This is a genomic window from Kluyvera huaxiensis, assembly GCF_040149365.1.
Lineage (GTDB): Bacteria > Pseudomonadota > Gammaproteobacteria > Enterobacterales > Enterobacteriaceae > Kluyvera > Kluyvera intermedia_A.
The window spans coordinates 12,844-27,917 of sequence record NZ_JBEFLV010000014.1 but is presented as its reverse complement, the minus strand read 5'-3'; the positions used below and the strand labels follow the sequence as shown (position 1 = coordinate 27,917).

At 58.4% G+C, this 15,074-nt stretch carries 10 protein-coding genes; 4 read left to right on the top strand and 6 right to left on the bottom strand.

Annotated elements, in window-relative coordinates; translation table 11 throughout:
- Positions 1–168: 168 nt before the first annotated feature.
- From ABOC97_RS15055 to ABOC97_RS15045, 3 genes are all read right to left on the bottom strand, one after another.
- Positions 169–1,731 (bottom strand): AbgT family transporter, encoded by a 1,563-nt coding sequence (locus tag ABOC97_RS15055; protein ID WP_349599162.1) that lies wholly within the window; start codon positions 1,729–1,731, stop codon positions 169–171.
- Between the two features lie 192 nt (positions 1,732–1,923).
- Positions 1,924–2,547 (bottom strand): enterobactin synthase subunit EntD, encoded by a 624-nt coding sequence (gene entD / locus ABOC97_RS15050; protein WP_349599159.1) that lies wholly within the window; start codon positions 2,545–2,547, stop codon positions 1,924–1,926.
- 49 nt (positions 2,548–2,596) lie between these two features.
- Entirely contained in the window at positions 2,597–4,855 is a 2,259-nt protein-coding gene (locus ABOC97_RS15045) for a TonB-dependent siderophore receptor (protein ID WP_349599156.1), read from the bottom strand.
- Between the two features lie 275 nt (positions 4,856–5,130).
- On the opposite strand from ABOC97_RS15045, the gene fes reads away from it, so the two are divergent.
- The 3 genes from fes to entF are packed head-to-tail and all read left to right on the top strand — an operon-like array spanning position 5,131 to position 10,481.
- Positions 5,131–6,387, top strand: a complete 1,257-nt coding sequence (gene fes / locus ABOC97_RS15040) for an enterochelin esterase (protein ID WP_349599153.1) — start codon at positions 5,131–5,133, stop codon at positions 6,385–6,387.
- A gap of 15 nt (positions 6,388–6,402) precedes the next feature.
- Positions 6,403–6,621 (top strand): MbtH family protein, encoded by a 219-nt coding sequence (locus ABOC97_RS15035; RefSeq protein ID WP_349599150.1) that lies wholly within the window; start codon positions 6,403–6,405, stop codon positions 6,619–6,621.
- Positions 6,618–10,481, top strand: coding sequence for an enterobactin non-ribosomal peptide synthetase EntF (gene entF, locus ABOC97_RS15030; RefSeq protein ID WP_349599147.1), 3,864 nt, complete (start codon positions 6,618–6,620; stop codon positions 10,479–10,481). Before ABOC97_RS15035 ends, entF begins: the two co-directional genes overlap by 4 nt.
- 438 nt (positions 10,482–10,919) lie before the next feature.
- Here the strand turns inward: entF and fepC are convergent, their stop codons facing one another.
- Genes fepC through fepD form a run of 3 tightly spaced genes read right to left on the bottom strand, consistent with a single transcriptional unit; the run spans position 10,920 to position 13,707 of the window.
- Entirely contained in the window at positions 10,920–11,714 is a 795-nt protein-coding gene (gene fepC / locus ABOC97_RS15025) for an iron-enterobactin ABC transporter ATP-binding protein (protein WP_349599145.1), read from the bottom strand.
- Positions 11,711–12,703 carry an iron-enterobactin ABC transporter permease gene (gene fepG / locus ABOC97_RS15020; protein ID WP_349599142.1) on the bottom strand — a complete coding sequence of 331 codons (993 nt, stop codon included), beginning with the start codon at positions 12,701–12,703 and terminating at the stop codon, positions 11,711–11,713. Before fepG ends, fepC begins: the two co-directional genes overlap by 4 nt.
- Positions 12,700–13,707: a Fe(3+)-siderophore ABC transporter permease gene (gene fepD / locus ABOC97_RS15015; RefSeq protein ID WP_349599139.1), complete on the bottom strand. Its 1,008-nt coding sequence runs from the start codon at positions 13,705–13,707 to the stop codon at positions 12,700–12,702. The genes fepG and fepD overlap by 4 nt, the downstream gene beginning before the upstream one ends.
- Positions 13,708–13,816: 109 nt before the next feature.
- Here fepD and entS point away from each other — a divergent pair, with 109 nt between their 5' ends.
- Entirely contained in the window at positions 13,817–15,061 is a 1,245-nt protein-coding gene (gene entS, locus ABOC97_RS15010; RefSeq protein ID WP_349599379.1) for an enterobactin transporter EntS, read from the top strand.
- Positions 15,062–15,074: the final 13 nt, after the last annotated feature.

Genomic DNA, 15,074 nt, shown 5'->3' with positions numbered 1-15,074 from the left:
GGCCGCGGGGATTGCAAAGGGGGGCGCGGCGCCCCCCTTAGCCCGTTCACTGATAAAGTTGTTTCATATTCTACAAAACATAAGGTGAACGGAATACCGCACTCAACAGCCAAACAGTTTCATGTTCTGCCAAACATCAAGTGAGCGGAATTTCGCATTACGGAAATATCAGCTCGGACTCCAGGTATACGGAGCCGCCACACCCAGCGGTAAACCTACGCCCCACCACACCAGCAGCAGGATGCTCCACGCCACGAAGAAAGCGATGGAATACGGCATCATCATCGATACCAGCGTACCGACCCCTGCACCTTTCACATAGCGCTGGCAGTAGATAACGATCAGCGGGAAGAAGACCATCAGCGGGGTAATGATGTTAGTGCAGGAATCACCGATACGGAACGCCGCCTGGGTCAGCTCCGGGGAAATCCCAACTGCCATCAGCATCGGAACCATAATTGGCGACAGCAGCGCCCATTTTGCCGACGCGGAGCCAATCAGCAGGTTCACCACCGCGGTCAGTACAATCATGCCGATAATCGTGGCCTGGCCCGGCAGCTCCAGCGCTTTCAGACCGTCAGCCCCCATTAAGGCAAACAGCGTGCCGATGTTGGAGTCGCTAAACGCTTTGATAAACATGGCGCAGAAGAAGGCCATCACCATGTACGACCCCATCTTACTCATGGAATCATTCATTGAGCCAATTACGTCCTTACCGGTTTTAAAGGTGCCGGACGCGAAGCCGTAGACGATACCCGGCAGGATAAAGATCAGGAAAATCAGCGGCACGATGGATTTCATAATCGGTGCGCTGTAGGAAGTTAATGAACCGTCGGTACCGCGCAGCATGGAACCTTCTGGCCAGGCGGCAGCGGCCAGCGCCGCCAGACCCAGCAGCATCACCAGCAAGGCGCGAGTAAAGGCGCGGCTCTCCTGCGGAGTCACGTTGGACATATCTTCATCGTGCTTAAAATCGCCGTCGATGGCCATTTTACTGACGCGTGGCTCGACGATGCGCTCGGTGACCCACCAGCCGACCAGCGTAATGATGATTGATGAGGCGATACCAAAGAACAGGTTGCACAGGGTATTGACGGTATAGCTGCTGTCCAGCAGCTGGGCCGCGGCCTGGGTAAAACCTTGCAGCAGCGCATCGTTACCGGTTGGCACCATGTTGGCGGCAAAACCGCCGGAGACGCCGGAGAACGCAGCCGCAATCCCCACCAGCGGGTGACGTCCAGCGGACATAAAGATAATCGCACCCAGCGGGATGACCAGTACATAGCCCGCATCGGCTGCCACGTGGCTGAACATGGCGACAAAAATCAGCATTGGCGTCAGCAGCTTTTTCGGCGTCACGCGCAGCATCTTTTTCAGCGCCACGTTGATAAAACCGGAGCTTTCAGCCACCCCCACGCCCAGCATTGCCACCAGCACGATGCCCAGCGGCGCAAAGCCGGTGAAGGTGGTGACCATATTCGCCAGCGTATTGGTTAACGCCTCGGCGGAGAGCAGGTTGTTAACTTTGACCGCTTCCTGGGTCATCGGGTTGATGACGTCAAAGGTCATCATCGACAGCACCGCCGATAGCCCCATCACCGCCAGTAAAAAGTAGAAAAAGATAATCGCTGGCTCAGGCAGACGGTTGCCCGCTTTTTCGATGGCGTTCAGGAAGCCGCTCATCAAGCGGCTTTCGCTCACTTCATTCCGTGTCCGTGTTTGCGTATTCATTCGATTCCTTAACTCATAACAATTGTTTCATTGTTTGTGTGAATGTTTCAAACGAATAATAGGGGTAATTGCGGAGGGAAACTATATTTTTATGGCTGATAAAACTGACAGAAACCACATTTATTGATTATTTATTCTGGCAATCAGTTTATAGCTGGTTGTTGGTTCGGTATTTTCGATTTCCGGTCATATTTATGGCTGGGTGTAGAGGGTCAGGATGATATGAGGTTCAATCGCGAACCAACTCAGGCGCGCGGTGAGTGAGAGGGCGGGAACCGCCAGGGTGATACTTTTTTCATCAAGCTGCTGGAAGGTGGCGTCATGAAAATGAGCCAACGTTGGATGGTGTTCCGCTAAGGCTTTATAGAGACTCTCTTTTGCCGAAAAGACGAGCGTCAACGCCAGAGGGAAGGGCTGCGGGCATGCGCGAAGTATGGCCAATTCGCTATCCGTGGCAACCTGATGCGCGAGCGTATCAGCGAGGTGAGGAGTAAAAATCGCTTCGATGTCGATACCGACGGGGGCTGTGGACGCTATTGCCACCGCCGTATTACCACTATGGCTGATGCTGCCGTAAAGCCCTGCGGGCCACAGTGGCTGACGACGCTCGCCAATACCCGGCACGCCTTTTTCACCGAATTCACGCAGCGCATGAACGGCGGCAATGCGTCCGGCGAGATGTTCGGTCTGGCGCTTTTTACCTGATTTTGCCAGTTGGGCGTGATGCGGTAGCCACAGCAGATCGCCTGGGGTAAAGGTGTCGGGCTTAAAATCGATGCGCTGAATGGCGTTGAGGGTGCGGTGATGAGTAAGCATGTGGCTCCTGAAGAACCCTCTCCCGGGCGGGAGAGGGAAATACAGCTTATCAGAAGTGAGTGTTAACGCTCATATACCAGGTACGGCCTGGCTCGTTGTAGGTGTTCGCACCTGCACCGGCCATATAAGCACCCGTTTTGGTATCGCTCACGGTCTGGGCATTACCCTCACGCCACAGACGTTTGTCGAAGACGTTATCCACGCCGCCGGTCAGGCTAAGGTTTTTGTTCACATCCCAGGTCGCGCTCAGACCAACAATGCTGTAAGGGCTTACTTCACTGGTGGACGAACCAGTCACCGGTTTACCTTGGTAATCATATTTCTTCGGCTGCTGTTTGCCGTACCAGGTGAAGGTCGATTGCAGAGAAACATCCTGATGTACCTGCCAGCTCAGCGTTGAGTTCAGCGTGTACTCCGGAATAATCGACAGACGTTCGCCGGTCTCTTTGTTCTTACTCTGCAGCATGTAGGTGATGTTGTTGGTCCAGTTAACGGTCTCGCTAACTGGAATGTTCAGCGTCCCTTCCAGGCCTTCGACTACTGCTTTCGGGATGTTTTCCCACTGATAGATATCAGTTTTGGTTGTACCTTTGGTGATACGGTAGAGCGGCGTTGTGCCCGCTTCGATCTTATTGCGGTAATCATTACGGAACCAGGTCACGCCGGCCAGCCAACCATCACGTTTGAACTCCAGACCAATCTCTTTGTTGATGCTGGTTTCTGCTTTCAGGTCGTCGTTACCCAGCATGTAGCAGCCGATACCACTGGTGGCTCCGGTCGCGAAGCAACCCTGGCCTTTGCTGTACAGGATGTAGTTCGGGTTGGTTTGGTACAGGCTTGGCGCTTTATACGCTCGCGCAATGCCCATTTTCAGCGTGAAATCGTCACCCAGCCCTTGAGACAGGTTCAGAGATGGGCTCCAGTTGTCGCCGACGACGCTGTGGTGATCGAAGCGCAGTGCAGGCGTCAGCATGGTGCTGTCGGTCACTTCCATGTTGTTCTCGGCGAACAGTGAGAAGATCTCTGCCTGAGAATACGGGCTACGGGCATCCGTGCTATAGCCAGGAATGTTGCCGCCCATGAAGGTTTGGGTGTTGGAGCTGGAATCCTTCATACGCTGCTGGTTCCACTCGGTACCCAGCGTCAGGTTCTGATTAACCCACAGCTCAAATGGAATGCTGATTTCGCTGTGTAGCATCACGTCGGCCAGATCGGTATCGCTAAACTGGTCGCTGTTGAACAATCCTTCCAGGCCGCCGGCCAGACCTTCACCCAGACGAGAGTTACGGGTATGTTCGTACTGCGCCCAGTTGCTGGTGGTGATGCCGTTATCCCAGCCGCCGTTCCAGGTCAGCGCATAGTTCTGACGATACATACGGTTGGTTTCTTTACCGTAGTATTTTTTCACCAGACCGCTGCTGGCGTTATCGTTGTTGGTGTTCTGCGTGTCACCCGCATACAGGTTGCCCTGGCGGCTGTAGCCTGCTTCGAACTCCAGCGACTGCATTGGCGCGAAGTCCCAACGCACAAGACCATTAATGTCTTTATTTTCAACACCTTCACGACCGGCTGGCATGGTGTCGGAGTATGCGCCGGTACGTTCAGATTGATGGCCCTGGTTAATATCCCACGCATCGGCCTGAGTTTTATCGAGATTACCGAACAGACGGAAGCTGAAGTCCCCGCCCAGCGGGCCGTTCAGGCTAAAGTTGGTACGTTTGGTCGAACCTTCTTCCTTGTGTTCAGGCGCGTTCAGGTAGGTATTCCATGAACCGTGCCATTCATCGCCACCTTTTTTGGTGATGATGTTGACCACGCCGCCCGCCGCGCCGTTACCGTAACGGGCAGCGGCTGGGCCACGCAGGACTTCAATGCGTTCAATCATTTCCGGCGGCACCCAGCCGGTATCACCGCGGGTATCACGCTCGCCGCGCCAGCCCTGGCGGACGGAGTTACGGCTGGTGACCGGCTTGCCGTCGATCAGAATCAGGGTGTTTTCCGGGCCCATACCGCGAATATCGATCTGGCGGTTGTTACCGCGCTGGCCGCTGGTGGAGTTACCGGTCAGGTTAACGCCCGGCATGGTACGGATGATTTCAGAAACGTCGCGTGCCGGTGGGCGCTTGCGAATTTCATCGGCGGTGATAGTTGAAACGCCCGGTGCCTGCAGGTTCTGCTCGGCGGCGGTGACCACCATGGTTTCCCCGTCAGCGTCTTTGGTGGTGGTCTCAGCAGCAAAAGCCGGAGCCGCGACGCCATAAATACCCAAGTTGACCAGGAAGGCCAGGGATTTGATTTTATTATTCATTGTGTGTCCTGCTTTTCGTCGCCGTATGCTGTGTGTATCCATTCCCAAGGGGGACGCTACGACGTGGTTATATGCATACCCGTCATACTTCACGCTGCAGGTGCGTTGGCTGCGCTCGCTCACCCCCGTCACGGACTTATGTACGTTCCTGGGACTCGCTCTCTTGCCGCCTTCATGCAGCGCGAATTATTTAGGGTATTAAGCATGTGAAAGTTGCGCGTCAATACGCTATTGCAAATGCAAATAGTTATCAATAATATTATCAATAAATTTTCATGTGTAAAAAGAAATTCCACAATAAACATGGGGTTAACGTGGTGGGAAAGTTAGTGACAGGAAGTGACGCATGGTGGGAGATGATAAAAGGCCCTCAATATGAACAGGTTAGCGATGATTTTCAGGTGACTTTCTGGTGGCGCGACCCGGCTGGAAACGAAACCACATCGCCGATTCAGCGGGTCTGGATTTACATCACCGGCGTCACCGACCACCATCACAACTCCGCCCCGCAGACCCTGCAACGTATCCCTCACACCGATGCCTGGTGCTGGACAACGACCCTCCCGCCAACCTGGCGCGGCAGCTACTGCTTTGTTCCTTCCGAGCGCGAAGATGATTTTTCTGCGGAAATTTTTACCGCTGATGAGCCCGACCGCATGCTGCTGCGTGAAGGCTGGCGCAAGCTGTTGCCGTGTGCGATTGCCGATCCTTTGAATTCGCAAAGCTGGAAGGGCGGGCGCGGGCATGCGGTTTCGGCATTTGAACTGCCGCAGGCGCCCGAGCAGCCCGGCTGGTCAACGCCAGCCGCCGAATGGCCTGAACCGCAGTGCATGACCTGGCGCAGCGAACGGCTGGGCAATCAGCGTCGGGTATGGGTATTCAGCACCGGCGAATCGTTTGACGGCGAACGCCCGCTGGCCGTGCTGCTGGACGGTCAATTCTGGGCCGAAAGCATGCCGGTCTGGCCAGCGCTTAGCGCACTGACCGAAACGCAAAAACTCCCTCCGGCGGTCTACCTGCTGATCGATGTTATCGACAACGCTCATCGCAGCCGGGAGCTGCCGTGCAACGCGGATTTCTGGCTGGCGGTACAGCAGGAGCTGCTGCCGCAGGTGCGGGCGATTGCACCGTTTAGCGACCGCGCTGAGCGCACGGTGGTGGCGGGGCAGAGCTTTGGCGGCCTGTCGGCGATGTACGCCGGTCTGCACTGGCCGCAGCGTTTTGGCTGCGTGCTCAGCCAATCGGGATCGTACTGGTGGCCGCATCGCGGTGGGCGACAAACCGGCGAGATTCTGGAACAGCTTCAACGCGGTGAACTCAACCCTCAGGGCCTGCGGATCGTGCTGGAAGCCGGAATTCGCGAGCCTATCATTTTTCACGCCAATCATGCGCTGTTGACGCAATTACAGCGCATGCAGCAGCCCGTTTTCTGGCGTCAGGTTGACGGCGGACATGATGCGCTTTGCTGGCGCGGCGGGCTTACCGCTGGGCTAATGGCGCTCTGGGATACTCAGGCCGCAAAGCAGGATTAACGACAGGAGTTTGGTATGCAAGTCAGTAACCCCTTCGACGTGGCGCAAGGGCAGTTTTATCTTCTGCAAAACCCTAAACAACAGTTCAGTCTCTGGCCACAACAGTGCTTGCTGCCCGCTGGCTGGACGGTGATTTGCGAGCCACAGCCGCTTGAGGCATGCAATGCCTGGCTGTCGGCCAACTGGAACACGCTCCTTCCCGCTAATTTTGCCACCGCCGGAGGCCAGTCATGAGCGCCCGTTTACCGTTAACCGCCGCTCAGCCGGGGATCTGGATGGCGGAAGCCCTCTCCACGCTGCCTAACGCCTGGAGCGTGGCGCACTACGTTGAACTGAAAGGGGATATTGACGGTGAGCTGCTGGCACGCGCCATTGCCGCCGGGATGATGCAGGCCGACACGCTGCGCCTGCGTTTTACTGAGGATAACGGCGACGTCTGGCAGTGGGTGGACGAAGGTGCGGTGATTGCTGAACCGCCGATTTTTGACTTACGCCATCAGGCTGACCCGCAGCAGGCGGCGCTCGCGAAAATGCAGGCCGATCTCGCACAGAACAGCCGCGTAGACAGCGGCAACCCGCTGTTCTGCCACCAGCTTTTCCAGGTGGGAGACAACCACTGGTTCTGGTATCAGCGCTATCATCACCTGCTGGTTGATGGCTTTAGTTTCCCGGCAATCACCCGCCAGATAAGCCTGATTTATCAGGCCTGGCAGCAAGGCGACGCGACGCCAGAATCGGTATTCACGCCGTTCGCCGAGGTGGTGGAGGAGTACCAGCGCTATCGCGATAGCGAGGCCTGCCAGCGCGATAAGGCCTTCTGGGCCGAACAGCGACAAGTGCTGCCTTCTCCGGCCTCTTTATCCCCCGCACCGCTGCCGGGGCGAGCCGAGAGCACGGCAATCTGGCGCCTGAAGCTCACCGCCGACCGCCGGGCATTTTCCCGCTTGAGCGCCGCTGCGCCGCAGTGTCAGCCTGCCGATCTGGCGCTGGCCTTAGCCGCGCTGTGGCTGGGACGTCTGTGCGGGCGCAGCGAATATGCTGCCGGATTTATCTTTATGCGTCGCATGGGTTCCGCCGCGCTTACTGCCACCGGGCCGGTACTGAACGTGCTGCCGCTGGCAGTTACGCTGAACGGCCAGGAGACGTTGGCAGAACTGGCCACGCGCCTTTCCGGTCAACTGAAGAAAATGCGCCGCCATCAGCGTTATGATGCCGAACAAATCGTCCGGGATGCCGGAAAAGCCGCCGGAGACGAGGCGCTATTTGGCCCGGTATTTAACGTTAAAATGTTTGATTATCGCCTTGCTTTCGACGGCGTTGACTTCACTACCCACACGCTGGCTACTGGCCCGGTCAACGATCTGGAACTGGCGCTGTTCCCGGATGAAGACGGTGGATTGTCGCTGGAAATTCTCGCCAATCAGCAGCGTTATGATAAAGCGATATTGCAGCAACATATCGCCCGTTTGTCCGCGCTTTTACAGCAGTTCGCCGACAATCCCGCGCTCAACTGCGCTGATGCTGAACTGGTATCGGAAACGGAATATCAGCGCCTGGCGCAGATAAACGCCACCGAGAAAGTTTTGCCTTCGGCAACCTTAAGCTCGCTGGTGGCAGCGCAGGCGCTGAAAATGCCGGACGCCGTGGCGCTGGCTGATGCACAGTATCGCTTTACCTACCGCGAAATGCGCCAGCAGGTGGTTGCGCTGGCCAACGTGCTGCGTCAGCGCGGCGTCAAACCCGGTGACAGCGTCGCCGTGGCGCTCCCTCGTTCCGTGTTCCTGACTCTGGCGTTACACGCTATCGTCGAGGCAGGCGCTGCCTGGCTGCCGCTGGATACCGGCTACCCGGACGATCGCTTGCAGATGATGCTGGAGGATGCGCAGCCTTCGCTGCTGATCACCGCCGACGACCAGTTGCACCGTTTCCCGAATATCGAAAGCCTGTGCCTGAATGCGCCATTACCGGCGGGGGACGAGCAGCCGCTGAATCTGGCTAAGCCTGAACAGACGGCCTACATCATCTTTACCTCCGGCTCCACCGGACGCCCGAAAGGGGTGATGGTGGGCCATGAGGCCATCGTCAATCGCCTGTTGTGGATGCAGGACCACTATCCGCTCACCGCCGACGACGTGGTGGCGCAGAAAACGCCGTGCAGTTTTGATGTCTCGGTGTGGGAATTCTGGTGGCCGTTTATCACCGGCGCAAGCCTGGTGATGGCGGAGCCGGAAGCGCACCGTGACCCGCTGGCGATGCAGCGTTTCTTTGCCGAATATGGCGTCACCACGACCCACTTTGTGCCTTCGATGCTGGCGGCGTTTGTGGCCTCGCTGACGCCGGAAACGGCCGCGTGCTGTCGTTCACTCAAACAGGTGTTCTGTAGCGGTGAAGCGCTGCCAACCGGGCTGTGCCGCGAGTGGGAACAGTTAACGCATGTCCCGCTGCATAACTTATACGGGCCGACGGAAGCGGCGGTAGACGTGAGCTGGTACCCGGCCTACGGCGAGGCGCTGGCGGCGGTTACCGGCAACAGCGTGCCTATTGGTTTCCCGGTGTGGAACACCGGGCTGCGCATTCTGGATGCGATGATGTGGCCGGTGCCGTTCGGCGTGGCAGGCGATCTGTATCTGACCGGCATTCAGCTAGCGCAAGGCTATCTGGGGCGACCGGATTTGACCGCCAGCCGCTTTATCGCCGATCCGTTTGCCCCCGGTGAGCGCATGTATCGCACTGGCGACGTGGCGCGCTGGCTGGACAACGGTGCGGTGGAGTATTTAGGCCGCAGCGACGACCAGCTGAAAATCCGCGGCCAGCGCATTGAGCTGGGCGAAATTGACCGGATGATGCAAACGCTGCCGGACGTCGAGCAGGCGGTGACCCATGCCTGCGTGATTAACCAGGCGGCGGCCACCGGCGGCGATGCGCGCCAGCTGGTGGGCTATGTGGTGTCCGCTTCCGGGCTGCCTTTAGAGACGGATTCCCTGCTGGCGCGCCTGCGCGAACAGCTACCGCCGCATATGGTGCCGGTGGTTATCCTGCAATTAAGCGCATTGCCGCTCAGCGCCAACGGGAAGCTCGATCGTAAAGCGTTGCCGCTGCCGTCTCTGACGCAGAAAACTGCGGGTCGCGCGCCGCAATCGGCAACAGAGATTCTGGTTGCATCGGCTTTCAGCGAGCTGTTGGGCTGCGATATCAACGATATCGACGCCGATTTCTTTGCGCTTGGCGGCCATTCGCTGCTGGCGATGCGGCTGGCGGCAATGCTGAGCCGCAGTGTGGGGCGTCAGGTCACGCCGGGGCAGGTGATGGTCTCATCAACGGTCGGGAAACTCAGCGTTTTGCTGGATGCCAATGATGATGAACAGGCGCAGCGTCTGGGCTATGAGCCTTTGCTGCCGCTGCGCAGCGGGACGGGGCCAACGTTGTTCTGCTTCCATCCGGCTTCCGGCTTCGCTTGGCAGTTCAGCGTACTGTCGCGCTATCTGTCGCCGCGCTGGTCAATTACCGGTATTCAGTCGCCGCGTCCTCAGGGGCCGATGCAAACAGCTTCCACGCTGGACGAGGTTTGCGAACATCACCTAGCGACGCTGCGACGCGAGCAGCCGCGCGGGCCGTATTATCTGTTAGGTTATTCGCTGGGCGGCACGCTGGCGCAGGGCATCGCGGCGCGTCTGCGCCAGCAAGGCGAAGAGGTGGCGTTCCTCGGTCTGTTGGATACCTGGCCGCCGGAAACGCAAAACTGGGCGGAAAAAGAGGCTAACGGTCTCGATCCGGCTGTATTGGCCGAGATTGATCGCGAACGTGAAGCCTTCCTTGCCGCACAGCAGGGGCAAGCTTCCAGCGAACTGTTTACCGCCATCGAAGGTAACTACGCCGATGCGGTACGTCTGCTCACCACTGCACATAGCGCACAGTTTGACGGTAAGGCGACGCTGTTTGTCGCCGAGAAAACGCGTCAGGCCGATCCGCTGGTGGCCTGGGGGCCGTGGGTGGGAGAACTGGAGGTATACAGCCAGAACTGCGCGCACGTAGACATCATCACGCCAGCGGCATTTGAAGCGATTGGTCCGGTGATCCGCGAGATACTGGGGTAGGTTCGTTGCTGTGAGCGGGTGAGGGTACCGTGCAGTAACCCTCACCCCAACCCTCTCCCTTAAAAAGGGAGAGGGGGCAGACTGAGCCTGAGCTTTAGCGAGTAGAAACAATTGGCACCGTACCGTTCCCTCTCCCCGATGGTGGGAGGGGCAGGCTGAGTCTGAACTTTACAATTTGCACCGTACGGTTCCCTTTCCCCGATGGTGGGAGGGGCAGGCTGAGTCTGAACTTTACAATTTGCACCGTACCGTTCCCTTTCCCCGATGGTGGGAGGGGCAGGCTGAGTCTGAACTTTACAATATGCACCGTACGGTTCCCTTTTCCCGATGGTGGAAGGGGCAGGCTGAGTCTGAACTTTACAATATGCTCCGTACCGTTCCCTCTCCCCCGTGGGGAGAGGGCTAGGGTGAGGGGGCAGGTTCGCAGGTCATAAAATCTCAGCGCCTTCCCAGCGGCACCACCAGCGGCGTATGCGCCACCGGGTCATCGATAATCATGCAGCGCAGCCCGTACACCGCTTCAATAAGCTCCGGGGTGACTATCTCTTTTGGCGCACCTTCCGCCACAATTTTCCCGTCACGCAGGGCAATTAAATGGGTCGCATAGCGGCAGGCCTGATTTAAATCGTGCAGCACGGCGGCCAGCGTAAAGCCGCGCTCGCGGTTCAGTTCGCTCAATAGTTCCAGTAGATCAATCTGATGGCTGATATCCAGCCACGTGGTTGGCTCGTCGAGCAGCATAATCGACGTGTCCTGCGCCAGCACCATCGCAATCCACGCGCGCTGTCGCTGCCCGCCGGAAAGGGTGTCCACGCTTTGACTCGCCAGATTAACAATCCCGGTAGCCTGCATGGCGTTTTGCACCGCGTCTTCATCTTCCTGACGCCAGCGGCTAAACAGCGGCTGGTGCGGGTAGCGGCCGCGCGCCACCAATTCCTGAACCGAAATATCACCCGGCGTGGTGGCGTTTTGTGCCAGCAGGCCAATCCGTCGCGCCACCTCTTTGCTGGCGTAATGCTGGATCTCCTGACCATCAAGGTAGACGTGACCCTGCGTCGGCGTCATCAGACGGCTGAGCGTGCGCAAGAGCGTCGATTTACCGCAGCCGTTCGGGCCGATAATGGCGGTGAAATGACCATCCGGGATGGTGACGTTCAGCGACTCGGCGATGGTTTTTTTACCGTAGGCGAGGGTTAACTGGTCGCCGCGCAAACGGGCTACATGGTCGGTCATTTTTTGCGAGACTCCTGAATAAGCAACACGATGAGGTAGATACCGCCAAGGCTGACGGTCACAACGCCCACCGGAAGTTGATAAGGCAAGAACAGCTGCTGGGCGCAGAAATCAGCGGCGGCCAGCAAAACTGCGCCGCAGAGCGCCGCCTGGGTCAGCCCCCAGCGGGCAGTGCCGCTAAGACGATGGGCGATGTGCGGTGCAACCAGCGCGATAAACGAAATCGGCCCGGCCAGCGCGGTGGCGGCAGCGGTTAACACCACCGCAATAAGCATCAGCAGCAGGCGGGAATATTCTACGCGTACGCCCAGCGCACAGGCGCTGTCATCGCCCATTTCCAGCAGGCGCAGACGGCGTACCAGTAACGCCGAGAACGCCAGCGCAATCACCATCAGCGGTGCGGCGGGCCAGATTTTGGCCCAGGTTAGCCCGTTGAGCGAGCCGGAAAACCACAAACCGGCGGAAACCGCGGTCTCCAGCGACGCCCGCAGCAGCAGCCAGGTGTTGAAAGCCATCAGCATCGCGCGGATACCAATGCCGATAATAATCAGCCGGAAGGTGTCGATCCCATTTCGCCATGCCAGCGCCCACACCAGCAGCGAGGTCACAATGCCACCGGCCATTGAGGCCAGCGTGATGGTGGTGAGACTCTGGCCGAAGAAGACCATCGCCACCAGCACGCCGCTCCACGCGCCGGTGTTGAAGCCCATCACGTCCGGGCTCCCCAGCGGGTTGCGCATCAACGACTGGAAGATAGCGCCACTCACACCGAGTGCGGCACCAATCAGCAGCGCCATCATTACGCGCGGCAAGCGCCACTCGGTCACTACCATGGTAATAGCGCGGGGTGCATTGCCGAACAGAGCCGCGAAAATTTGTGACAATTCCAGCGTCACCGCGCCGCTACGCAGACTCAACAGCGTGAGCAACAAGCATGCGGCGAGTAGCAGTAGACAGCTAATGATTAAACGGCGGGAAGGTGTGGTCATCGGACACCTCCGTTCGCCTTACGACGAACAAGGAAAATCAGCACCGGCGCGCCAATAAAGGCGCTGACCACCGAGACGCGCAGTTCACCGGGCACCAGCAGGCGGCCAATAATATCGGCGAACAGCAACAACGACGGGGTGGCGAGCAGAGTGACCGGCAGCGACCAGCGATGATCCGCGCCGACCAGCCAGCGGGCGATATGCGGCATCATCAGGCCAATAAAGGCGATAGGCCCCACCACCGACGTGGCGCTGGCGCACAAAATGGTAATCACCAGCAGCCCGGTAATTTGCGTCCGCGCCACTTTGCTACCCAGCGCGGTAGCGGTGTCGGTACCGAGGCTCAGGCTATTGAGCGAGCGGCTCATCATCAGCGCTATGGCACCGGCAATAAGCACCGGCACCAGCACCGTTTTCAGCGTTTGCAGGGTGCGAATATCCAAAGAACCGGCCTGCCAGAAACGCAGCTGATCGTAAACATCGGGGTTGAGCAGGGCGATACCGTTGGAGAAACCTTCCAGTACCGCGGCGAGCGCCACGCCCGCTAGCGTTAAGCGTACCGGGCTGAGCTGGCCGCCGCCTGCGCTGCCGGTGAAGGCCACAATGAGCGAGGCGACCAACGCGCCGCAAAAGGCCATCACCAGCTGTTCTTGCGGCGAAGAGATACCGAGCAGCGCCGCCCCGAGGACGATGGCAAAGCTCGCGCCAGCGTTAACGCCGAGAATACCCGGGTCGGCAAGGGGATTGCGAGTGAGAGTTTGCATCAGCGCACCCGCAAGACCTAGTGCGCCACCGGCGAGCAGTCCGGCCAACGTACGCGGCAGACGGGCGTCGAGCACGATAATGCAGTCGGCGCTTTGACAGGTGCCGCTGAGAGCATCCACAACGACGGAAATCGGTAGTGGTTTAGCGCCAATTAATAAGCTGAGGGTAACGGCGAGAAACAGCAGTATCAACAAACCGGGCAACGTTATGGCACGCAGCACGGGAGTGGAAAACGACATGGTGACATCCCTGATGTGATAATGATAGTGATTATCGTTATCTATCTTATTCGTTTATGGTAGCATGAGCGCCCCTGGAAAGGGTATGAAAAAAATACAAGGCCTTGTAATGAACCGACAATCCCGGCTCCTTGATCTGAGCCTGCTCAAAACGCATCCGGCTTTCCGCGCCGTCTTTATCGCCCGTTTTATCTCCATTCTTTCACTGGGTCTGCTCGGCGTAGCCGTGCCGGTCCAAATCCAAATGATGACCCATTCGACCTGGCAGGTTGGGCTATCGGTGACGCTGACCGGTGGCGCAATGTTTGTCGGCCTGATGGTCGGCGGCGTGCTGGCCGACCGCTATGAGCGCCGTAAACTGATTCTGTTGGCGCGCGGCACCTGCGGCGTAGGTTTTATCGGCCTGTGGCTGAACGCGCTGCTGCCGGAACCTTCGCTGGTGGCTATCTATCTGCTGGGGCTGTGGGACGGTTTCTTCGCCTCGTTGGGCGTGACCGCGCTGCTGGCGGCAACGCCGGCGCTGGTCGGGCGTGAAAACCTGATGCAGGCCGGAGCAATTACCATGCTCACCGTGCGCCTGGGCTCGGTGATTTCACCGATGGTCGGCGGTTTGCTGCTGGCTTCTGGAGGCGTGTCGTGGAACTACCTGCTGGCGGCGCTGGGCACCTTTATCACTACCCTGACCCTGCTACGTTTACCGCAGCTGCCGCCGCCACCGCAGCCGCGTGAACATCCGTTGAAATCGCTGGTGGCCGGTTTTCGTTTTCTGCTCGGTAGCCCGCTGATTGGCGGTATTGCGCTGCTGGGCGCGCTGGTCACCATGGCCAGCGCCGTACGCGTGCTTTATCCGGCGCTGGCACAGGGCTGGCAGATATCGGCATCGCAGATTGGCCTGCTGTATGCGGCAATTCCGCTAGGGGCAGCCTTTGGCGCACTGACCAGCGGGCGGCTGGCGCAAAATGAGCGTCCAGGCTGGATTATGCTGCTGGCAACCGTCGGGGCTTTTGTTGCTATTGGCCTGTTTGCCGTGATGCCGCATTGGACGCTGGCAATGGTGTGTCTGGCGCTGTTCGGTTGGCTGAGCGCCATCAGTTCTCTGCTGCAATACACCCTGATTCAGACCCAGACGCCCGAAGCGATGCTGGGACGTATTAACGGTCTGTGGACGGCGCAGAACGTCACCGGCGATGCCATTGGTGCGGCGCTGCTGGGCGGGCTGGGGGCGATTCTGACCCCGGTGGCTTCCGCCAGCGTCAGCGGTTGGGGATTAGCAATTGTCGGTGGGATTTTGCTGTTGGTGCTGGGTGAGCTTCGCCGGTTTAGACGCGAAATACCGGCGTCGACAGAAGCCTGATTACGATGGATTT